Annotated in this window: 19 protein-coding genes; 6 read left to right on the forward strand and 13 right to left on the reverse strand. The window is 68.7% G+C overall.

Annotation, left to right across the window (positions count from 1 at the left end; genetic code table 11):
- Positions 1-6: 6 nt before the first annotated feature.
- Entirely contained in the window at positions 7-990 is a 984-nt protein-coding gene (locus tag ABDW59_RS01560) for a phosphatidate cytidylyltransferase (RefSeq protein WP_343627599.1), read from the reverse strand.
- The gene (locus tag ABDW59_RS01565) at positions 987-1,616 is read right to left on the reverse strand and encodes a lysophospholipid acyltransferase family protein (protein WP_343627600.1); all 630 of its coding nucleotides are present in this window, start codon (positions 1,614-1,616) and stop codon (positions 987-989) included. Before ABDW59_RS01565 ends, ABDW59_RS01560 begins: the two co-directional genes overlap by 4 nt.
- A 331-nt stretch (positions 1,617-1,947) precedes the next feature.
- On the opposite strand from ABDW59_RS01565, the gene ABDW59_RS01570 reads away from it, so the two are divergent.
- The gene (locus ABDW59_RS01570; RefSeq protein WP_343627601.1) at positions 1,948-4,977 is read left to right on the forward strand and encodes a hypothetical protein; all 3,030 of its coding nucleotides are present in this window, start codon (positions 1,948-1,950) and stop codon (positions 4,975-4,977) included.
- Positions 4,978-5,029: 52 nt separating this feature from the next.
- Here the strand turns inward: ABDW59_RS01570 and ABDW59_RS01575 are convergent, their stop codons facing one another.
- On the reverse strand, positions 5,030-6,646 hold the full coding sequence (locus ABDW59_RS01575; protein WP_343627602.1) for a GMC family oxidoreductase N-terminal domain-containing protein: 1,617 nt from the start codon (positions 6,644-6,646) through the stop codon (positions 5,030-5,032).
- A gap of 14 nt (positions 6,647-6,660) precedes the next feature.
- Positions 6,661-8,070, reverse strand: a complete 1,410-nt coding sequence (locus tag ABDW59_RS01580) for a coniferyl aldehyde dehydrogenase (RefSeq protein ID WP_343627603.1) — start codon at positions 8,068-8,070, stop codon at positions 6,661-6,663.
- A gap of 175 nt (positions 8,071-8,245) precedes the next feature.
- On the opposite strand from ABDW59_RS01580, the gene ABDW59_RS01585 reads away from it, so the two are divergent.
- A complete protein-coding gene (locus ABDW59_RS01585) occupies positions 8,246-8,689 on the forward strand; it encodes an excisionase family DNA-binding protein (protein WP_343627605.1) in 444 nt (147 codons plus the stop codon).
- Positions 8,686-9,312, forward strand: coding sequence for a PIN domain-containing protein (locus ABDW59_RS01590; RefSeq protein ID WP_343627606.1), 627 nt, complete (start codon positions 8,686-8,688; stop codon positions 9,310-9,312). Before ABDW59_RS01585 ends, ABDW59_RS01590 begins: the two co-directional genes overlap by 4 nt.
- 71 nt (positions 9,313-9,383) lie before the next feature.
- On the opposite strand, the gene ABDW59_RS01595 is transcribed toward ABDW59_RS01590, so the two are convergent.
- From ABDW59_RS01595 to ABDW59_RS01615, 5 genes are all read right to left on the reverse strand, one after another.
- Positions 9,384-9,911: a porin family protein gene (locus tag ABDW59_RS01595; protein WP_343627607.1), complete on the reverse strand. Its 528-nt coding sequence runs from the start codon at positions 9,909-9,911 to the stop codon at positions 9,384-9,386.
- Between the two features lie 221 nt (positions 9,912-10,132).
- The gene (gene purH, locus ABDW59_RS01600; protein WP_343627609.1) at positions 10,133-11,713 is read right to left on the reverse strand and encodes a bifunctional phosphoribosylaminoimidazolecarboxamide formyltransferase/IMP cyclohydrolase; all 1,581 of its coding nucleotides are present in this window, start codon (positions 11,711-11,713) and stop codon (positions 10,133-10,135) included.
- A gap of 44 nt (positions 11,714-11,757) precedes the next feature.
- Complete coding sequence (locus ABDW59_RS01605) at positions 11,758-11,991, reverse strand: helix-turn-helix domain-containing protein (protein ID WP_261757031.1); 234 nt, start codon at positions 11,989-11,991, stop codon at positions 11,758-11,760.
- Positions 11,988-13,079, reverse strand: coding sequence for a tRNA dihydrouridine synthase DusB (gene dusB / locus ABDW59_RS01610; protein WP_343627610.1), 1,092 nt, complete (start codon positions 13,077-13,079; stop codon positions 11,988-11,990). Before dusB ends, ABDW59_RS01605 begins: the two co-directional genes overlap by 4 nt.
- A 75-nt stretch (positions 13,080-13,154) precedes the next feature.
- The gene (locus ABDW59_RS01615) at positions 13,155-14,030 is read right to left on the reverse strand and encodes a transporter substrate-binding domain-containing protein (RefSeq protein WP_343627612.1); all 876 of its coding nucleotides are present in this window, start codon (positions 14,028-14,030) and stop codon (positions 13,155-13,157) included.
- Between the two features lie 37 nt (positions 14,031-14,067).
- Here ABDW59_RS01615 and ABDW59_RS01620 point away from each other — a divergent pair, with 37 nt between their 5' ends.
- From ABDW59_RS01620 to ABDW59_RS01630, 3 genes are all read left to right on the forward strand, one after another.
- Entirely contained in the window at positions 14,068-14,550 is a 483-nt protein-coding gene (locus tag ABDW59_RS01620; protein ID WP_343627613.1) for a YqaA family protein, read from the forward strand.
- Between the two features lie 299 nt (positions 14,551-14,849).
- Positions 14,850-15,815 carry a DUF535 family protein gene (locus tag ABDW59_RS01625; protein WP_343627614.1) on the forward strand — a complete coding sequence of 322 codons (966 nt, stop codon included), beginning with the start codon at positions 14,850-14,852 and terminating at the stop codon, positions 15,813-15,815.
- Between the two features lie 111 nt (positions 15,816-15,926).
- Positions 15,927-17,438, forward strand: a complete 1,512-nt coding sequence (locus ABDW59_RS01630; protein WP_343627615.1) for a carboxypeptidase M32 — start codon at positions 15,927-15,929, stop codon at positions 17,436-17,438.
- Between the two features lie 210 nt (positions 17,439-17,648).
- Here the strand turns inward: ABDW59_RS01630 and ABDW59_RS01635 are convergent, their stop codons facing one another.
- From ABDW59_RS01635 to ABDW59_RS01650, 4 genes are all read right to left on the reverse strand, one after another.
- The gene (locus tag ABDW59_RS01635; RefSeq protein WP_343627616.1) at positions 17,649-18,302 is read right to left on the reverse strand and encodes a PEP-CTERM sorting domain-containing protein; all 654 of its coding nucleotides are present in this window, start codon (positions 18,300-18,302) and stop codon (positions 17,649-17,651) included.
- A gap of 173 nt (positions 18,303-18,475) precedes the next feature.
- Positions 18,476-19,096 carry a phasin family protein gene (locus ABDW59_RS01640; RefSeq protein ID WP_343627617.1) on the reverse strand — a complete coding sequence of 207 codons (621 nt, stop codon included), beginning with the start codon at positions 19,094-19,096 and terminating at the stop codon, positions 18,476-18,478.
- An 89-nt stretch (positions 19,097-19,185) separates the two neighbouring features.
- Positions 19,186-20,226, reverse strand: a complete 1,041-nt coding sequence (locus ABDW59_RS01645; RefSeq protein WP_343627618.1) for a hypothetical protein — start codon at positions 20,224-20,226, stop codon at positions 19,186-19,188.
- A gap of 204 nt (positions 20,227-20,430) precedes the next feature.
- A complete protein-coding gene (locus ABDW59_RS01650) occupies positions 20,431-21,465 on the reverse strand; it encodes a zinc-binding alcohol dehydrogenase family protein (RefSeq protein ID WP_343627619.1) in 1,035 nt (344 codons plus the stop codon).
- Positions 21,466-21,503 lie beyond the last annotated feature (38 nt).

The following is a 21,503-nucleotide window of genomic DNA, read 5'->3' on the forward strand; positions in this document are numbered from 1 at the left end:
TCGTGATCATCCTCGTCCGAAATACCAGCGCACCGAATGGAAGAACACCGGCGCCGCGAAGCACATCGCCGCGATGCGGTCCAGCAGCCCGACCGCGCCGGTGATGGCGCTGCGGTTTCCCCAGGCGTTGATGCCGGCGTCGCGCTTGAGCGCCTGCATCACGAAGACGCCGAAGCTGCCGCAGCCCGCCGCGATGAAGGCCGCGATCGCCGCCTGACCCGCCTTGAAGGGCGTGATCCAGTACAGCAGCGCCCCCGCGAAGGCCGCCGCGAAGGCGCCGATCCACCAGGCCTTCATGGTGAAGGAGCGGCTGATGCGGCGCGCCACCGGCTTGGCGCGGAAGCGGCTGGTCGCCACCGCCTGCGCGATCTGGCCGCAGGCCACCACCGCCACCAGGAAGAACAGCAGGAAGGCGCCGCGGCCCTGGTATTTGGGGATGTCCAGCAGCAGCAGCGCCGGTGCGTGCGACAGGCCGTAGACGCAGACCATGATGCCCCACTGGATCTTGGCGTTGCGCTCCAGGAAGCGCGCCGGATCGTCGGCCAGCGCGCTCGCCACCGGGATCGCCAGGAAACCATAGACGGGGATCAGCACCGAGAACAGGTCGAAGTGGCGCGTCCCCACCAGCACGTACTGCAGCGGCAGGATCACGAAGAAGGCCATGATCAGCCCGCGGTGATCGGCGCGGCGGGTGTGGAGCAGGGTGATGAACTCGCGGAAGGCCAGGAACGAAAACACGCCGAAGAGCAGCGTCGCGCCCACCGGCCCGGAGACCCAGGCCGCCCAGAACAGGCAGGCGCCGATCCACACCATGTTGAGCTCGTGCCGGAAGTTGGACCAGCGGCGCTGCCACTCGTCCTGCTCCTCCTCGGGCCGATCGCGCAAGGACCACAGCACCGAGCCGATGCTCACCAGCAGCAGCGCGCCGAAGAGCACGACGAACAGGAAGGCGACCTGTTCGCCCGGGTTCAGGGACTTGAGCCACCTCATTCCTTCCACCCTCCCGGACGCAGCGCCATCACCGCATTGCGGGCGCGCTCAAGAAAGGCGCGCTTGTCCTCGCCGGGCTCGATGCGGATGGGGGCGCCGAAGGTGACGGTGCACAGGATGGGGACCGGCACGACCTCGCCCTTGGGCATGACGCGCTGGACGTTGTCGATCCAGGTGGGGATCAGCTGCACGTCGGGGAACTGCTCGGACAGGTGGAAGACGCCGGCCTTGAAGGCTTGCGGGGCGCCCTTGTTGGAGCGCGTGCCCTCGGGAAAGATGACCAGGGAGTCGCCGCCCTGCAGCGCGTCGACCAGCGGCTCCAGCGGATCCTCGTCCGGCGTGGCGCGGGTGCGGCTGACGTAGACGGCGTTGAACACGGCGCTGGTCAGCCAGGCCTTGAGCTTGGAGCTGGTCCAGTAATCGCGGGCGGCGATGGGGCGGGTGCGGGCGCGCAGCTCGCCGGGCAGCGAGGCCCAGATCAGCACCCAGTCAAAGTGGCTCTGGTGGTTGGCGAAGTAGATGCGCTGCTCCGCGGTCGGCGGGCTGCCTTTCCAGTGGCCCTGCGCGCCGGTGATCAGGCGCGCCAGCCAGGCGAGGAAGAGGCCGGTGATTTCGGCAAGGACCATGGGGCGCGATTATCCCCGGGGGCGATGACATGAAGGCCATCGATGACAAGCTGCTAGCCAATAAGAACTAGCAAAGAATGACTGGTTCTTCAGCCTCAACTTGCAGTTATGGCGCGGCGAAAGATGCAGATGAGCCGTGTCTGCGGTCCGGCTTGATTACGAAACTGCGGCCCTCGTTCACTTTCTCTAGGGGCATTTCATGCGCAACCCTCCTGTTCTCCCGCCATCCACCGGGGCTCCCCATCCGACCGCTGTCCTGATCGACCCTCGGCAGGCTCGCGTACGGAAGGAATCGGGAGTTGTTCTGAAGGAGTCGGAGCAACTCACCGACATGCGGACCGAACCCGCGGCAGAGTCACTGGAAGCCGCGCCCGCGCCGACGCAAGAAGCGCAGAGCGCTGCGGACGTGGCGCAGGGGGGCGTTTCGGAGCCTGATCCGGTCGTCGAGGGCGGTCGGACCGAGGAGGTTCGATGCCAGATGAAGGTCATGACCGACGGTTCATCCGAGGAGTGCGACCATCCGGGGATTGCGCCGTGGCTCGCCAGTGGCGCTGGCGGGTTGATGCTCGCAATGATGAGCATCACGAGGAGCAAGGGCGGCGGCGATGCCGGCGGCAAGCCCCCTGTCGAGCCGCCCGAGCGGCTCATCCATGCACCGCAGCTGTCCACGAGCACGGGCGGTGACGCCATCAACGACTCCGGCCACGTGCAGGTCCAATTGGCCGCTCCGGATCGTCGTTGGGTCTACCGCGTTGACGACGATACCCAATGGCATGAGGGCACCGGCACGCGCATCGACGGCTCGACCTTGTCCGATGGCATGCATGCCGTGGTGGTCGCGCAGGTCGATGAGCAGGGGCGTCGTGGCGAGCCGGCGACCCTGGCGGTGATGATCGACAACGCGGCCGCCGCACCCGCGCTGGCGCTCAAGCAGGACACGGGCTCGTCGGCCGTGGATGGCGTGACTCGAGAGGGCGTGGTGAGCGTTTCCGGCCTGGAGTCGGGTGCGCTGTGGTGGTATCGCCTCGACGGTGCAGGCGAATGGATGGCCGGCCAGGGCAAGGAGATCGCGCTGGGCAGCGATCGCCAAGGTCCGCGATCGGTCGAGGTCTATCAGATCGACCCTGCGGGGAACCGCAGCGAGACGGCGCAGCTGTCGTTCACGCTGGACAGCGTGGCGCCGCCGGTGCTGTCGATCGACACGTCCACCGGAAAGAGCCAGGTCGGCGTGAACGATCTCGTCACCATCGGTGGGCTTGAGCCCGGGGCGCGGTGGGAATACAGCATCGGCGATGACCCGACGTATCGCGCTGGCGACGGCGAATCGCTGCCCTCCGGCGTGCTGAAGGAAGGCGCCAATGTGCTTCGGGTGGTCCAGGTCGATGCCGCCGGCAATCGCGGCGTCGTTGCGGAGCGCACCATCGACTACGACACCACCGCGCCTGACGGCCTGCTGCTGACTTCCAGCAATCCGGTCGGCCCGATCAACGCGGATGGTGGAGTCCTCGTGGCCGGTATCGAGCCTGGCGCGACCTGGTTCTTCCGCGTCAACGGCGCTGAGACGTGGACCCGCGGGGTGGGCAGTACCGTGCCGGCATCGGCGCTGATCGAAGGGGTCAACGTCGTCGAGGCCTATCAGGTCGACGGCGTCGGCCTGATGGGGCCGCGTGTGAATGCGAGCGTCGCACTGGATCTGACGCCGCCGCAGGCGCCCGAGCTGCAATCAAGCAACGGGACCGACCTGCTCAACGCCGCTGGATTCGTCAACGTGACCGGGCTGGAGCCGGGCGCGACCTGGGCCTATCGCTTGAATGGTCAGGGCGAGTGGATCGACGGCCAGGGCGGTCGCATTCCCGCGTCGGCGCTGTCGAATGGCGACAACGCGATCGAGGTGCGGCAGACCGATGTCGCGGGCAATGTGGGGACGGCCGCCCAGCTGCGGATGCGGGTTGATTTGGATGCGCCGGATCAACTGGCCGTGCACGTCGAGGGCGGAAAACCCGAGGCGCTGTCGATGCAAGGCGCGCTGGTGCTGGATCAGCTCGAAACCGGCGCAACCTGGCGCTATCGGATCAACGGCGAAAGCGACTGGCACGTGGGCAGTGCGGACCGGCTCGCGGCGTCTGCGCTGAACGAGGGCATCAACGTGGTCGAGTTCTTCCAGACCGACAGCACGGGTCACGAGGGGGCCGTCTCCGTCATCACGGTGACGCGCGATTCGACGGCACCGGATCGTCCGGACCTGGTCACCAGCAACGGCCTGCCGATGATCAATGCGCAGGGGAGCCTGCTCGTTCATCTGTTGGAGAACGGAGCGAGCTGGGAGTACCGCGTCGATGGCGGTGCTTGGACGACTGGTCAGGGCGACGTGATCGCATCGAGCGCGCTGAAGGAGGGAGACAACCTCGTGGAGGTCCGGCAGACGGATGCCGCCGGCAACGTCAGCGCCGTCGACGCGCTGTCGGTCCAGCTGGACTCGGTGGCGCCCGATGCCTTGCAGGCGACCGCGCGAGCGAAGGCGGGCACCGTGGCGGCGAATGCGCTGATCAACGCGACCGGGTATCTCTCGCTGGAGAACCTCGAGGCAGACGCGACGTGGCAGTTCCGCGTCCAGGGTGACGAGCGCTGGCGCAACGGTAGTGGCACGCAGATGAGCACCCGCGTCCTGGATGAAGGGCACAACACGATCGAGCTGCGGCAGATCGATGCGGCGGGCAATGCCGGGCAGGCTTCGGCGATCGGTGTGGATCTGGACACCATCGCGCCGACGGCGCCCACCATTGCGACTGCAAGCGGCAAGCTGCTCGTCACAGGAGGCACTGTCGAAATAGGAAACATCGAAGCAGGGAGCACGATCTCGGTTCTGATCAACGGCTCGCCGTCAATGCTCGGTCAGGCAACGAGCCTCGGCGTCTTCATGCCTGGCTTCAGAGAGGGCAGCAACGTGGTCAGCGTGGTCCAGAAGGATGCTGCTGGCAACACGAGCGAAACACGCAGCATCGGGTTCACTCTGGACCATATAGCGCCGGACCCGCTGGGCTTTGTTTTCGAGACCATCGGCGTCCCCGGCGACAAGGCAATTGACGATTTGAGGGATAAGATCCGAATCACCGGACTTGAGTCCGGCGCCTCCTGGAAATTCCGTTTCGACGGCGGCGATTGGCAACAGGGCGTTGGGGTCTACCTCTCTGGAGCGGACTTCGTCAATCTGCCAGGGGCCATTCAGACTGGCCACGATAGTCGTGGCGATTGGGTGCAGCATCGGTTGGAAGCCGTGCAGACCGATCTGGCCGGCAACGAGGGGCTCGTCATTGCCAGCCAGCTTGTCTATTCCTACCTCACACCGCCGGCCGGCGTCTGAGCGATCGCGCCAGGGGAGCGCCGGGAGGCGCTCTCCGTGCTTGCGGCGCTCTTCAGGCGCGGCGAATCATCGCCGCCGCCTTCTCCCCGATCATCACCGCCGGCGCGTTGGTGTTGCCGCTGACCACGGCGGGCATGATCGACGCATCCACCACGCGCAGGCCCTCCAGCCCGCGCACCTTCAGGGTCGGGTCGACCACCGCCCTCTCGTCGACGCCCATCCGGCAGCTGCCCACCGGGTGATAGACCGTATCGACGCGTTGCCGCAGCAGGGCTTCGATCTCGACGTCGGTGTCGATGCCGGCACTCCATAGCTCCCGCGTCCAGAACGCCTGCATGGACGGCGCGCGCATCAGCTCGCGCGTCAGCTTGTAGCCCTCGATCAGCTCGCGCACGTCCTCCGGATCCTGGAGGAAGGCCGGATCGATGCGCGGCGCGGCCAGCGGATCGGCACTCGCGAGCGACAGCGCGCCGCGGCTGCGCGGGCGCAGCAGACAGACATGGCAGGACAAGCCGTGACCCCAACGCAGCTTGCGCGCATGGTCCTCGACCATTGCCACCACCAGATGCAGCTGGACGTTGGGCGCCGGCAGCCCGGTCCGCGTGGACAGGAAGCCGCCGCACTCGGCGAAGTTGCTGGTGATCAGCCCGCGACGCTCGCGGCGGAAGCGGCCGACCTCGCTCAGGAGCCGGGCGCCGCCGCGCAGCGAGAGGCCCGCCAGATCGAGGCTGTCCGACGCATAGCCGAAGACGAAGTCCGGGTGGTCGTGCAGATTGCGGCCAACGCCGGGCAGGTCATGCACGACGGGAATGCCCAGCGCCTGAAGCGCCGCGCCATCGCCGATGCCCGACAGCATCAGCAGTTGCGGTGATTGCAGCGCGCCGCAGCTGACGATGACTTCGCGCGCCGCCCGCAGCGTGCGCTTGTGGCCGTCCTGAAGCACCTCGACGCCGACCGCGCGGCGTCCCTGGAGCACCAGCCGCAATGCGCGCACGCCGGTCTCCACGCGCAGATGGGGACGGGAGTTCCGATGCGGCTGCAGATAGCCGCGCGCGACGCTCCAGCGCTCGCCCTCGTGCTGCGTGACCTGGTAGGTCCCGAGGCCCTCCATCCGCTCGCCGTTGAAGTCGTCGAGCACCGCATGGCCGCGCTCGCGCGCCGCGGCGCTCCAGGCGGCGTGGATGGGGCTGTCGGTGCGCAGGTCGCCGACGCGCAGCGGGCCGTGCCGGCCGTGCCACGGCGCGCCGAGCCGCGCATTGCCTTCGGCCTTGATGAACCAGGGCAGGACCTCGTCATAGGACCAGCCCGCACAGCCGGCGGCGGCCCACGCGTCGTAATCGCTGCGATGGCCGCGGGTGTAGACCATCGCGTTGATCGCGGACGATCCGCCCAGCGCCTTGCCGCGCGGCTGATAGCCGCGGCGGCCGTTCAGGCCGGGTTGGGGCTCGGTCTCGAAGCCCCAGTTGTTGACCTTCCGGGAGACCTGGATCGCGCCCGCGAAGGGCGTCGTCGTCACCCAGCCGTCGCCGCGTCCGCCGGCCTCGAGCAGCAGCACGCGGCAGTCCGGATCCTCGCTCAGCCGGCTGGCCAGCACGGCCCCCGAGGAGCCGCCGCCGATGATGATGAAGTCCGCATCGGCCTGGGCCGCTCCCGTCGAATCGCTTGCCATGTCCGCCGCCGCGATCAGGAGATCTTCTTGAGCAGACCGAGCAGGCGGTCGAAGGTCTTTCCGTAGGGCGGATGGAACAGCTTGGTCCCCGCGAAGCGCGCCTGGATGAACACCGGCTTGAGCTTGCTGAAGGTATTGAAGCCCCAGACGCCGTGGTACGCGCCCATGCCGCTGGCGCCGACGCCGCCGAAGGGTTGATCCTCCTGGCCGAGGTGCCAGATGCAGTCGTTGATGGTGACGCCGCCGGCATGCGTGCGGGCGAGCACGTCCTCCCGCGCGGCGCGGTCGTCGCCGAACCAGTACAGCGCCAAGGGCCGATCGCCCGCGTTGACGTGGGCGATGGCCTCGGACGGGTGGCCGTAGGGAACGATGGGCAGCAGCGGGCCGAAGATCTCCTCGCGCATCACCGCCATGTCCGGCGAGGTGCCGAGCAGCAGCGTCGGCACAAGCCGCCGGTCCTCGGGCTGGTCGTCGTGGCTGGGGATCAGCGTGGCGCCGCGGGCGCGAGCATCGTCGAGCAGACCGCGCAGTCGCGCGTGGTGGCGCGGGCTGACGATGGCCGTGTAGTCGGGGTTGCCGGCGATGCGCGGATAGAGCCGCCGCATCGCCGCGACGATGGCGTCGGCCAGCGGTCGCGCCAGTTCCTGCGGTGCCAGCACGTAGTCGGGCGCGACGCAGGTCTGGCCGGCGTTGAGCAGCTTGCCGAAGGCGATGCGCTCGGCGGTCAGCGCCAAATCGGCGCTGCGGTCCACGATGGCGGGCGACTTGCCGCCAAGCTCGAGCGTCACCGGGGTCAGGTGTTGCGCCGCGGCCTGCGCGACATGGCGGCCGACGGCGGTCGAGCCGGTGAAGAACAGGTGATCGAAGGGCAGCTGGGTGAAGGCCTTGCCGACCTCGGCGTCGCCGGTGACCACGGTCATCTCGTCGGGCTGGAAGTGCTCGGCGACCAGGCGCGCCATCAGCGAGGAGGTCGCGGGCGTGAGCTCGGACGGCTTGATCATCACGCGGTTGCCGGCGGCCAGCGCGGCCAGGGCCGGCGCCATCGCCAGGTAGTACGGATAGTTCCAGGGCGAGACGATGCCCACGACGCCCAGCGGCTGCGGCATCAGCCGATTGCCGGCGGGCAGGAAGTGCAGCGGCGTGGGGGCGCGACGCACGGCCGACCAGCGCTTGAGGTGGCGCAGCGCGTGGCGGATGCCGGACTCGACGGTGAAGAGGTCGGCGAGCAGGCTCTCATGCCGGGAGCGGTGGCCGAAGTCCTGCGCCATCGCCTGGGCGAGCGCCTCGGCGTTCTCCGAGGTCATGCGGCGCAGGCGTTCCAGCCGGTCCCTGCGCCGCGTCAGCGTGGGCAGGCGCTCGCGATCGAAGGCGGCGCGCTGCTGTTCCAGCACCAAGTGCAGGCGTTCGTGCAGGGCTTGCTCCATGGGGTCTCCCGGTGTTCTTGTCGTGACGGATGGGCGCAAGCGTAAGCCCAAGCGCGCGATTGCCCTATTTGAGAGATCCCTAGGTGGGAGCGCTGACTAAATCACGCCGGTTTCCGACTTGTTTCGAGTATTGCGAGAATTTCGCTCATCCCTAGACTTCACAGGCAGGCCCACCATGACGACGACCCGCAAGGTCCAGTCCTCCGATCTTTCTCTCGATGTCCAGCCGCTGATCAATGCGGTGAAGGAGCAGGTCGCGTTGAGCGCGGCCAAGGAGCGGGCCATCCGGACGGCGTTCGAGCGGATCTTGTCCGCTCAACTGCTGAAGCCCGCGGCGGCGGATCGAGTCAAGCGCAGCAAGAGCGCAAGCAAGGAAGCAGGTGAAGAGATGGTGTTGACGACACAGCAGGCGGCGGATCTGGTGGGGGTGTCCCGCCCGTATCTGAATGCGCGTATCGATGCGGGGGAGATCCCGCTGTATCAGCGCGTGGGGAATCAGCGGCGGGTGCTGAAGTCCGAGCTGATGGCTTGGCATCGTCAGGCGAGGCGCAAGCAATGGCAGGCGATCAAGCAACTCGGGAAAATGATCAGCGATGAATATGAGGCCGTTGGACTGTGAGCGATGCGTCGGCCATTGCCGTCGTGGCTGACGCCGACACGCTGTTCGGCGGAACGACTCGAGGCCTGCTGATCCACTTGGACTATGAGGGCCTGATCGAGTTGCATTGGAGCGCGCTCATCCTCGACGAGATGAGCCGGGCGCTGGTGCGATCGAAGCGTCAGCGTGATCTTCAGCATGCCGCGGCTCACGAGGCAATCATGCGTCACAGCTTGCCAAACGCCGAGGTGGATGCCGCCGCGATTCGGCTGTCGCTTCCGAAGGCGCTTGATGCCGTGCGATCCCCGAAGGACGCTCATGTGGCAGCTTGCGCGCTTCGAGTCCGAGCCTCGGTGATGACCTTGGGCGGCGATGTCGTGGCGCTGTTGAGCAAGAACTTGAAAGACTTTCGAGCTCAGCGGCTGGTGGACCTAGGCGTTCGGTTGGAGCATCCGGATGCTTTCCTGTCGCGGTTGTTTGCGAGCCATCCTGCCCGAGTCGCCCGCGCGGTTCGAAAGTACCGCAGCCCGTTGCGCAGCGGGGAGGCGATCTCCACGACGCTCGAGCGCCTGGCCTTGGACGGGCAGTTGCAAACGGCCTTGATGCTGGATTGCGCCATGCAGGCCGGCGACATCGACCTGTAGAAACAACAAAGCCCGGCAAGGCCGGGCTCTGACGAGGGCTGCTCGGCGCCCTCGGGTCGATCAGCGATCGATCAGAAGCGATAGCCGACGCTCAGCGTCACGCCGTCGATCTTGGTCGAGTCCTTGTCGAAGTAGGACATGTAGTCCACGGCGCCGTAGACCTGCTTGTTGAAGTTGTAGGCCGCGCCCACGCCCCACGAGAAGCTGTTGTCCTTGCCCTTGGCCGAACCCAGGGGGCCCGAGACCTTGATCTTCGAATCGGCGAAGCCCAGGCGGCCGAACACTTCGAACTGCTCGTTCACGGCGAACTTCGGCTTGACGTACAGACCGACCGAGCGCGAGATCTCGACCTTGCCGCCCGCCGCCTTGCCGTCCTTCACGCCGCCGGCCAGCATGGCTTCCAGCGCGACGTAGGGGTGCAGGTCCCAGCCCACGATGCCGCGGATGGCGCCCGGCTTGAAGCTGGCGCTGACCGCGTCGTCCTTCACCTTGACGAAGGTGTAGCCGACGTCGCCGTAGAAGCCTTGCGTCTGGGTTTGAGCTTGAGCAGCGCCAGCGGCCAGCAGAGCGGCGGCGGCGGCAACGATGATCTTCTTCATGAGGACTTCTCTCTTGATTCAGCACCTGAGCGGTGCGGGGGTGCGAAAGGTAGCAAGGGTTTGCACCGACGCCCCATGAGAGAGGTCATGAATCCGCAACATTTTGTCGATTCAGTTGCGGCGCCGCGACGGCGTACGTTATCTGACCGTAACGCCTTCCCCCGGAGGAGGGGGAAGGCAACAAGTCGTCGCCCGCGCCTTGACGCGGGCTTCACGACCGATCAATGACGGAAATGACGCACGCCGGTGAAGACCATCGCGATGCCGCGCTCGTTGGCGGCGGCGATGACTTCCTCGTCGCGCATCGAGCCGCCCGGCTGGATGACGCAGGAGGCGCCCGCATCGGCCAGCACGTCCAGGCCGTCACGGAACGGGAAGAAGGCGTCGCTGGCCACCGCCGAGCCCGTCAGCGACAGGCCGGCGTTCTCCGCCTTGATCGACGCGATGCGGGCCGAGTCGATGCGGCTCATCTGGCCCGCGCCCACGCCCAGCGTCATGCCGCCCGCGCAGAACACGATGGCGTTGCTCTTGACGTACTGGCCCACGGTCCACGCGAACATCAGATCGTCCAGTTGCTGCGCCGTCGGCTGCAGCGTGGTGACGACCTTCAGGTCGGCTTTGGTCAGGAAGTGGTTGTCGGCCGTCTGCACCAGCAGACCCGACCCCACGCGCTTGACGTCCTGCGCGTTGCGGCCCTGGTCCCACGGACGCGCGCCGCCGGCCGGGAGCGCGATCTCGAGCAGACGCACATTGGCCTTTCCCGAGAAGATCGCGCGCGCCTCGGCGCTGAACGACGGCGCCATCAGCACCTCGACGAACTGCTTGGAAACCAGCTCCGCCGCGGCGCGATCCACTTCGCGGTTGAAGGCGATGATGCCGCCGAAGGCGCTGGTGGGGTCGGTCTTGAAGGCTTTCGAGTAGGCGTCGGCGGCGTTGGCCGCGACGGCCACGCCGCAGGGGTTGGCATGCTTGACGATCACGCAGGCCGGCGTGTCGAAGCTCTTCACGCATTCCCAGGCCGCGTCCGCGTCGGCGATGTTGTTGTAGCTGAGTTCCTTGCCCTGCAGCTGCTTGCCCGTCACCAGCGAGCCCGGCGCCGGGTACAGGTCGCGGTACAGCGCGGCGGTCTGGTGCGAGTTCTCGCCGTAGCGCAGGTCCTGCACCTTCACGAAGCTGCTGTTCATCTGCTCCGGGTACTCGGCCTGCGTGCCGTCGTCCAGCCGCGCGCTCAGGTAGTTGCTGATCGCGGCGTCGTACTGGGCGATGCGGTTGAACGCGGCGACCGAGGCGGCGAAGCGCGTCTTGTCGCTGGTCTTGCCGTCGGCCTTGAGCTCCTCCAGCACCTTGGCATATTGCGACGCGTCCGTCAGCACCGTCACGTCCTTCCAGTTCTTGGCCGCGCTGCGGACCATGGCCGGACCGCCGATGTCGATGTTCTCGATCGCGTCTTCCAGCGTGCAGCCGGGCTTGGCGACGGTGGCCTCGAACGGGTAGAGGTTGACCGCCAGGATGTCGATCGTGTCGATGCCGTGCTGCTGGATCGCGGCGACGTGCTCGGGCAGGTCGCGGCGCGCCAGCAGGCCGCCGTGGATCTTGGGATGCAGCGTCTTGACGCGGCCGTCCAGCATCTCCGGGAAGCCGGTGTGCTGAGCGACTTCCGTCACCGGCAGGCCGGCGTCGGCCAGCAGCTTGGCGGTGCCGCCGGTGGACAGCAGCTTCACGTTCAGCGCGTGCAGGGCCTGGGCGAATTCGACGATGCCGGTCTTGTCGGAGACCGAGATCAGGGCGGTGAGTTGTGCCATGGAGAGTTCTCTAAGGGGGATGCGGGGATTCGATGAAGGGCGGCTCAGATCAGCTTGTGCTCGACCAGCTTGCGGCGCAGCGTGTTGCGGTTGATGCCCAGCCACTCGGCGGCCTTGCTCTGGTTGCCTTCGCTGTGCTGCATGACCACCTCCAGCAGCGGCTTCTCGACCAGCCGGATCAGCATCTCGTGCATCGAATGCGGGTCTTCGCCGCCAAGGTCGCGGAAGTACGCTTCCAGGTTTTCGCGCACGCAGGTTTCGATCGGTTTTGGCGTCATGCCGTCAGCCTTCTTTCTTGGTCTTCGTCTTGGTCTTGTCCATCGTTGGCCGCTTCCAGCGCGGCCAGGTACGGCAAACGTTCATGCTGGTCCGCCAGGGCGTCCAGCCAGCCGCTGAGCGCATCGACCTGCGCCTCGCAGCTTTCGAGCAGATTCATCCGGCGGCGGAAGTCCTCGCCGCCGGGCAGCGCCCGCACCGCCCAGCCGATGTGCTTGCGCGCGGTGCGCATCCCGGTCAGCTCGCCGTACAGGCTGTAGTGATCGTGCAGATGCTCCACCAGCCAGCGCTTGGCGTCGGCGATGCGCGGCGCGGGCAACTCCTCGCCGGTGGCCAGGAAGTGCGCGATCTCCGCGAAGATCCACGGTCGGCCCTGCGCCGCGCGGCCGACCATGATGGCGTCGGCGCCGGTGGCGGCCAGCACCTCCCTGGCTTTGCGCGGGTTGTCGATGTCGCCGTTGGCGACCACCGGGATGCGCAACGCGGCCTTGACCGCGGCGATGGTGTCGTACTCGGCCAGACCGCTGTAGCCCTGCTCGCGGGTGCGGCCATGGACGGTGACCATCGCGATGCCGGCCGACTCCGCGGCCCGCGCCAGCGCGACGGCGTTTTTCTCCGCCTGGCACCAGCCGGTGCGCATCTTCAGCGTCACCGGGACGCCGCGAGGCGCGCACGCGGCGACCACCGCCTCGATGATCTCCAGCGCCAGCGGCTCGTCCTGCATCAGCGCCGAGCCGGCCCACTTGTTGCAGACCTTCTTGGCCGGGCAGCCCATGTTGATGTCGATGATCTGGGCGCCGCGGTCGATGTTGTAGGCGGCCGCCTCGGCCATCATCGCGGCCTCGGTGCCGGCGATCTGCACCGAGATCGGCGCCGGCTCGCCCTCATGGTTGGCGCGGCGCGAGGTCTTCAGGCTGTTCCACAGATCCTTGCGCGACGTGACCATCTCGCTGACCGCATAGCCCGCGCCGAGCTTCTTGCACAGCACGCGGAAGGGCCGGTCCGTGACACCCGCCATGGGGGCGACGAACAGGCGGTTCGGCAATTGGAAGGGACCCAGCGCGAGGGGGCCGGGCAGCGGCGTCGTCATGAAGCGGGAGCGGTGGAAGGGGTGCGGGCTGCACAAAAATGAGGCAGAAGTATACCGCCGGGAGGCGGGCCCCCTTCAGAGCGCCGCCTGCTTGCGCCAGTTGATGAAGCCCTGATCGACGAAGCGGGCCATGACCCGGTCCTGCGTCAGCTTGTAGACCGCGCGGGCCAGGCGGCCCCGCAGTTCAGGCGTGTTGCAGCGCGAGCGGTGCGACAGCGTCAGGTACAGGCCTTCGTGCGCGACCGCCGGCGTCAGCGGCCGGATCGCGGGCCCCCCGTTGCGGGCCGCGTAGGCCTCGGCGGGGGTGTCCTCGTAAATCATGTAATCGGCGCGGCCGCGCTGCAGCATCTGGATCGCCTGCTCGATGCTGGCGACCTGTGTGATCTTGAGCGACTGGCGGGCGTAGGTGTCGAACTCGACGCCGAAGCTGTTGTTGATCACGGTGACGCCCTGCAGCGGTCCCAGGTCGCTCCAGCGCTTGTAGGGAACCGGGGCGCCGGCGCGGGTCCAGACCACGCTGCGGGTCTCGCGGAAGGCGGGGTGGAAGTAGTCCATGTACTCGGTCCGCGGCAGGGTGAAGAAGGCGCCGGCGACCAAGTCCACCCGGCCGGCGCGCGCCTCCTCCTGCACACGGCCCCAGGGCCCGATGTAGCGGGTCTCGATGGGGATGCCGATCTCCGCGGCGACCCATTGCATCAGGTCGGCGTTGGCGCCGATGAGCTTCTGCTCGTCGACGGGATCGCGCCAGAGATACGGGGGGTACTGCGGATTGCCTGAGGCCACCAGCTGAGGGCAGCCGGGAATCGGGGGCAGGGGCGCGGGTGCCGGGTTTGCCGGAGCGGCCGGCGGGGTCTGGGCCCACGCGCCCGCGATCCACGGGCCGCGAGATCCCGACAGGGACATCAGGCCGAGCACCGCGGCCGCCGTTGCAGCCAGGCTGCGAAGAGACATAGCGCCCTCGTTCAGATCGACTTTGGATAATCCCAGCATGGAAGCCTGGCTGCAACACATGATTCACCTGATGCTGGAGACCCTGGCGCTCCCGCAAGTCGGGCTGGGCGCGGTCTTCGTCGTGGCACTGGTGTCGGCGACGCTGCTGCCCTTGGGATCGGAGCCGGTGGTGCTGCTGCTGGTGAGCGCGCGGCCGGAGCTGTTCTGGCCGGCGATCCTGGTGGCCACCGTCGGCAACACGCTGGGCGGGGCGATCACCTGGTGGATGGGCTACGGCGCGGAGCGCGCCTATGAGGCGGCGGTCCATCACAAGCCGCGCGACCAGCGGCTGCTGGGCTGGTTGCGGCGCTTCGGGGCCAAGGCTTGCCTGCTGTCCTGGCTGCCCATCGTCGGAGATCCGCTCTGCGCGCTCGCCGGGTGGCTGCGCCTGCCCTTCTGGCCTTGCGTGCTCTACATGGCGATCGGGAAGTTCGCCCGGTACGTGACGATGACGGCGATCGGGGTGTCGATCATCGGCTGACTCCCCGCGCCGACAGCGAGCCCGCCGAGCCCCCCGCGTCGACAGCGAGCCCCTCGACTCCCTCGTGTCGACAGCGAGCCTCTTGACTCCCTCTTGTCGACAGCGAGCCTCTCGACTCCCTCGCCCGCTTGCGGGAGAGGGCAGGGGAGAGGGTCTTCGACGTCATTCCGCACGCTCCTCGCCCCCGCATTCGCCGGTACCGGTCCCGACCCCCTCATCTCCGGGCTCCCCCTGATGGCTGCGCTCGCCCTGGGCTCTTTACACTGCTTCACATTGCGTATCAAAAAGCAACCAGGTCCATGAACTCGTTGTCCTTGCCGGTCGGCGGCGCCGCGTCGGCGGCCCTCCACGCGCTGTCCGCACGCCGCTCGCCGGGGCTCCAGCCCCTGCCCTGGCCGTCCTTGGGCGAACTACTGATCCACCTCAAGACCCGGCCCGCCAACTGCGGCCGCGTACTGCGGATCGGGGCGGCGATGGCTTGGTCGCGCTTCTATCGCCGCGACTTCGAGTGGCAGGTGTCGCCGCTGAGCCTGGCCGGGCCGCTGCTGCGTCAGCGCGGCGCGGGCGGCTTCGCGCCGCTGTATCAGGCCTTCGTCGACCAGCGTCACGGGATGCGCGAGCGCTTCCGGCAGTACCACCACAATCTGGTCGCCGCCGAGACCTGGCTGGCCGGCGCCAAGGACGCGCTGCTGGCCGACGGCCGTCACGTCCTGCTGCGCCATGGTGATTTCTCCATCGACCTGGGCCTGAACGAGATCAGCCTGCAAGAGGGCCTGTGGTCGCTCAGCCTGCGCGACGCCGAAGGCCGCCGGCTGTCCATGCTGACCTTTTGCTTCGTGCGCGGCGGCGGACTGCTGGTGGGCTCGGTCCAGGGCCCCCGCATGGACGACGCCGAGGCGCTGGCCGGCATCCGCGCCGCGACGCAGGCCTTCGAGGGACTGCGGCCGCCGTATCTGCTGCTGACGGTGCTGCGGCTGCTCGGCCGCCAGTGGGCGCTGCCGGTGGCGGGCATCGATCCGGCGCTCAAGGTCGGCGCGCGCCGCCGCCATCGCGGCTCGCCGCACGCCTTCGATTACCTCGGCTTCTGGGAATCCAACGGCGCCCAGCGCCAGTCCGACGGCCGCTGGACGCTGCCCGACGAGGTCGGCGTGCGCGACCTGTCCACCGTGCCCTCCAAGAAGCGCGCGATGTATCGCCGCCGCGGCGAGTGGCTCGATCAAGCCGGCGAAGAACTCCGACGCGTCCTGCCGTCGCCGCAGCGCTGACCGCCGGTGGTCGCGCGGGCGCAGTCGCGCCGCGGTCACGCCATTTCGGGGGAACCCGTCGGGACGTTGCGGCTGCCAGCACAATCGCGGATTCCTCAGGAGACCCGCCCCATGAGCACCGCATCGACCCCCGCATCGAGCACCCCGGCCTACGAGGCCCTGTGCCAGCGCCATCTGCGCCTGCACCGTCTGAACCATCTGCAATCCATCGCGTCCTGGGACCAGTCGGCCTTCATGCCGGCGCATGGCGCGCAGGCCCGGGCGGAGGCGCTGGCCGAGATGGGCGGGCTGATGCATCAGCTGGCCACGGACCCTGAATTGCGTCGGCTGCTGGACGACGCCGAGCAGGAGCCGCTCGACGACTTCCAGCGCGCGTCGCTGCGCGAGATGCGCCGCGTCTGGCGCTCGGCCAACGCGCTGCCGCAAAGCCTGGTCGAGGCCAAGTCCCTGGCCAACTCCCATTGCGAGCACGCCTGGCGCAGCCAGCGCGGCGCCAACGACTGGGCCGGCTATGTCGAGAACCTGCGCCCCGTCGTGCGCCTTGCCCGCGAGGAAGCGCGCCTGCTGGCCGAGGACGCCGGCCTGAGCCGCTATGACGCGCTGCTGGACCTGTACGAGCCGGGCATGCGGTCGGCCGAGGTGGACCGCGTGTTCGGCGAGCTGCGTCAATGGCTGCCCGGCCTGATCCGCCAGGTGATGGCGCGTCAGGAGCGGGACACGGTGATCCATCCGCAGGGGCCGTTCCCGGTGGCGGCGCAGCGCGCGCTGGGCCTGGATGCGATGAAGCTGCTGGGCTTCGACTTCGACGCCGGCCGGCTCGACGAGAGCGCCCATCCCTTCTGCGGCGGCGTCCCCGAGGACGTGCGCATGACCACGCGCTACCGCGACGACAGCTTCCTGCAGAGCCTGACCGGCACCATCCACGAGACCGGCCATGGCCGCTACGAGCAGAACCTGCCGCGCGAGTGGCTGGGCCTGCCGGTGGCCAATGCGCGCTCCATGGGCCTGCATGAGAGCCAGAGCCTGTCCTTCGAGATGCAGCTCGCCGCGCATCCCGGCTTCGCGGGCCTGCTGCAGCCGTTGGTGGAACGTCACCTGGGGCGGCAGAGCGCTTTCTCGGCCGACAACCTCAACAAGCTGATGACGCGCGTCGCGCCGGGCTACATCCGCGTCGACGCTGACGAGGTGACCTATCCGGCGCACGTGATCCTGCGCTACGAGATCGAGCGCCCGCTGATCGAGGGCGAGATCGAGGTCGAGGACATCCCCGCGCTGTGGGACGCCAAGATGCAGGAGCTGCTGGGCCTGGACACGCGCGGCAACTTCAAGGACGGCCCGATGCAGGACGTGCACTGGGGCGCGGGCCTGTTCGGCTACTTCCCCTGCTACACGCTGGGCGCGATGTACGCCGCGCAGTGGTTCGCCACCATGCGCCGCGAACATCCGACGCTGGACGCCGACATCGCCCGCGGCGAGCTGGCGCCGGTGTTCGACTGGCTCAAGGCCAAGGTGTGGTCGCAGGGCAGCCGCTGGGAGACGCCGGAGCTGGTCCGCCGCGCGAGCGGCGAAGCGCTCAATCCCGAGCACTTCCGCCGCCACCTGGAATCGCGCTACCTCGGCTGAGACCGCGACGGCCATCACGGCCGTCCAGCCCGCGGCGGGGACACGTTGTCCCCAAAAGGAAAGGGCACCCCGAGGGGCGCCCTTATGCCTTGCGTCGTCCGCGGGGTGAGCCCCGCGTCGCGCTCCCAACGAGTCCTGTCGGCTCGCCGTGCTTCTCAATTCGTGACTCGGCTCGACCGCAGCCGAAGCGCGGTGACCCGCGCGCGAGGGTCAGGCCTTGCCTTGACCGGCCTTGCGGCGGCGCAGGACCAGGCCCATCGCGCCCAAGCCGGCCATCAGCAGGGCCACGCTCTCGGGTTCCGGGATCGCCGCGGCGCCGGTGGACGCGCCGCCTGCGGCGGTGATGCTGATGTCGTCCAGCGAGGTGCCGTAGCCGTCGCTGCGACCGATCGAACCGAAGCGCAGCGTCATGCCGTTGCCCGTGCCGATGAAGGTGGTGGTGAAGGTCTGCCAGGCGGTGTTGGTGTCCTGGCCGACGGTGCCGCTCAGGTTGCCGATGCTCCAGTTCAGGCCGTTGCTGTTGGCGCCCTGGTTGTCCGGACGGGCGGCGTAGTTGAAGGTCAGCGTGTAGGTCGTGCCCAGCACCGTGTTGATGATCTGGCTGATCCAGCTGTTGGTGGTCGTGTCCAGCTCCGCGAAATTGGAGCCGCTGAGCGCGGAACCCGCCACGTTGTTGCGGATCTCCAGGCCTTGCGGGCCGACGGTCCAGCCGGCGGCGCTGTTGACGATGACCCAGGTGCCGCTGGAGACGGTGGTCGACTCGAAGCCGCCGTTGGTCACCAGATTGACGGGCGCGGCCAGCGCGGGCAGCGAAGCACCCAGCAGCGGGGCGGCGAACAAGGTGGCGGCGATCAGTCGTTTCATGGCGGGGAGGCTCCGGCTCGTGGTTCGAAAGGGCCCGGGTGAGGGGCCCGCGCAGAAGGTTCTGCGCCTGTGACGAATTGTTCGAGACCGACCTCCCGCTGCCATCCCCCTGTGCGCTGGGGCGCTCGCGGTGAATCGTGAAGAAGCTCACACGGCCCTGCGCCGCGCGGGCGCTAGGCGACCGACTTGCGGGAGCGGGCGGCCGGTTTCGCGGCTTTGACGGTTTTCGCGGCGGGCGTGGCCGCCGTCGTCGTCTTCTTTGCCTTTGCTGCCTTTGCCGCGCTTGCTGAGGGTCCGGCTGCCTTGGCCTTCGCCCGGGCGGTTGCGGGCCGCTTCACGGGGACCGCGGGCGCAGCGGCGATCTGCGCCTGCAACGCGGCGACCGCCGCGGCCAGCAGATCGATGCGGCCCGACAGTCGCGCGAAATCGTCCGAGCTCGGCATGCCCAGGCGCGACATCGCGCGCGCGACGCGGTCCTCGAAGATCGATTCCAGCTTGTCCCAATGCTGGCCGGTGCGGGCGCCGACCTCGCCGGCCAGATCGCTCATGCGATGCGCGGCGGATTGCAGGCCGACCTCGGCGGCGCGCGCCTGCCGCCGCAGCTTCTCGGTCTCGCCGGCGAGCTCGTCCAGGACCTTCCCCCCTTCGCCTTGCGCCTTCGCGAACGCCGCCAGTCCCGCCGACCAGATCTGCTGCGCCGACTCGCGCACACGTTGGGCGAACGGGTTGTCCGTTGCGCGGTCCGCCTCGCGGCCCTTCTTGCGGGGCGCCGTCTTCTGCTGTTTCTTCACCATGGGGCGTTCCTTGTCGTCGGGGCGGACGGGCGCCATGCCGTCGCCGCCCTTCGAGACCCGGACTATAGGGCGCCCGCCCCGCGTGGGTCTCAAAGATCCAGCTGCCCGATGGCGCGGGCGCAGGCCTGCGGCGTCCCGCCGCCGCGCACGACGAAGGGCAGCTCGCCCCAGGGCCCCGAATCCTTGGGACAGCCGTTGCGCAGCGTGCCGCCCGGGCAGGCGCAGCCCTTGGTCTTGACCAGCTTGTCCAGCGTCTGCCTCTGCTGCGGGTTGAGCTTGGGCAGGTGCGACGCGAAGACCAGCTGCAGCGCGTTGACCGGCGCCGCGCCGTCGCCGGCCGGCACCGGGCCGAGCAGCGTCGGCATCGCCTGCACGTCCTTGAGCGCGGCGGCCGGCTTGGCGGCCTTGGCGCGCCGCAGGTAGTTCAGCGCGATCTCCATCGCCGCATAGCCGCGCGCCGAGGAGGTGGTGAAGGGTTTGCGGAAGGCCGCGCCGTAGGTGTTGGCGACCTGGTCCCAGCGGCTGCGATCCACGGTCAGCACCGGGCACAGCACCGCGTCGACGCGCTCCGACAGCGTGGCGTCGAAATCCATCCAGCACGAGGTCCGCGCGCTGATGCGCAGCCCGGTGTCGCGGCGCAGGCCGGCGGCGATCCTGTCGGCGGCGTTGAGCTCGATGCGGCCCAGCTGCAATTGCAGGTCCTGGTCCTTGACCCGCTCCGCATTGCTGGAGATGAAGGGGATGCCCGCCGCCCTCAGCGCGTCGGCGCCGCCGTTGATCTCGCACCAGTTGCCCAGCACCACGTCGACCTTGGCCTGGATCAGTTCCTTGCTGATGGCCTCGGCCTTGCGGGCGTCGCAACCGCTGTCCTTGACGATGAGCTGGGGCACCGCGCCGCCGGGCCAGGTCTTGAGCGCCAGCGTCATGCCGAGCTGCAATTGCTCGCCCTGCTCGGCGCTCGGATAGCTGGCGGGCAGGATGACGCCGATCGTGGCGGCGCCGGCGCTGCCGGTCAGGCCCAGCAGCAGGGTGGCGGTCCAGGCGCTCAGGTTCTGCAGCAGGCCGCGTCGTGTGGACGCGGGCACGGGCGCGCGTGCCGCCGTGGTCGGGCGGGTGGGCGTGACGGTCATGGCGATCCCCCTCGGATGGGGCCCCTCGCGGGGGCTGTTCTTCGGTCGAGGCCGGAGGTATCGCTTGTGCGAGCCGCGCGCGCACCGTGGTTTTCCCGAGCTTCACGCCATGAGAACGCCCCGGGCGGGCCGGGGCGGTAAAGCGTCACGCTCGGACGAGGGCGCCAGCAGGAGCCGGAGCTCCCGGGCGCCCGGACGGGCTGGTCAGAAGCCTTGCAGGACCAGCTTGCCGCGTTGGCGCTGGCTTTCCTGCAGTGCGTGGGCGCGCTTGAGCGAGGCAGCGTCGATCTTGCCGACCACCTCGGCCAGCGTGGTGCGGATGCGGCCGGCGTCGACCAGCGCGGCGACCTCGGCCAGCAGGCGGCCCTGGGCGGCGATGTCGTGCGTCGCATGCATGCTGCGGGTGAACATCAGCTCCCAGTGCAGCGACAGCGACTTGCCCTTGAGCGCCATCACATCCAGATCGGCAGGGCCGAAGTCGTCGATCATCGCCAGCCGGCCCTGCGGTTCCAGTGCGGCGACGAAGTCGGCGAAGTGCTGCGGCGTGTGGGTCAGGCTGGTCACGTAACGCAGCGGCGCCACGCCGTCCTTCTGCAGGGCGGCGATCTGCGGCGCCAGCGGCTCACGGTGGTTGATCACGTGATGCGCGCCCAGGCCGCGCAGCCATTTGCCGCCCTCGCCGTCGGGCTCGGAGCTGGTGCCGATCACCGTCAGATGCTCATGGCGGCGCGCCAACTGGACCAGGATGGAGCCCACGCCGCCCGCCGCGCCGGTGACCAGCAGGCTGACCGGACGCTCGGGCTGCTGCTGCACCTGCAGGCGGTCGAACAGCAGTTCCCAGGCGGTGATGGCGGTCAGGGGGAGCGCGGCGGCTTCGGCGTCGCTCAGCGTCGTGGGCGCCTTGGCGGCGATGCGGTGGTCCACACATTGGAACTGCGCGTTGCTGCCCGGGCGGGTGATGTCGCCCGCGTACCAGACCCGATCGCCGACGGCGAAACCCTGCACCTCGGGCCCGATCGCGCGCACGGTGCCGACCGCGTCCCAGCCCAGGATCACCGGCGTGCTGCCGTCGGCGCTGGCGCGGCGCATGCGGATCTTGGTGTCGACCGGATTCACCGCGACGGCGCTGATCTCGACCAGCAGGTCCTTCACGCCCGGCGCGGGGACGGGCAGCTCGAGGTCGATCAGCGATTCGGTGTCGGTGATGGGCAAGGATTTGAAGTAGCCGATGGCTTTCATGGGGGGCTCCAGCAGAGGGGGACTGTCAATTCGGGGAG

The sequence above is a fragment of the Roseateles sp. genome, assembly GCF_039595295.1.
Classification (GTDB): Bacteria; Pseudomonadota; Gammaproteobacteria; order Burkholderiales; family Burkholderiaceae_C; genus Roseateles.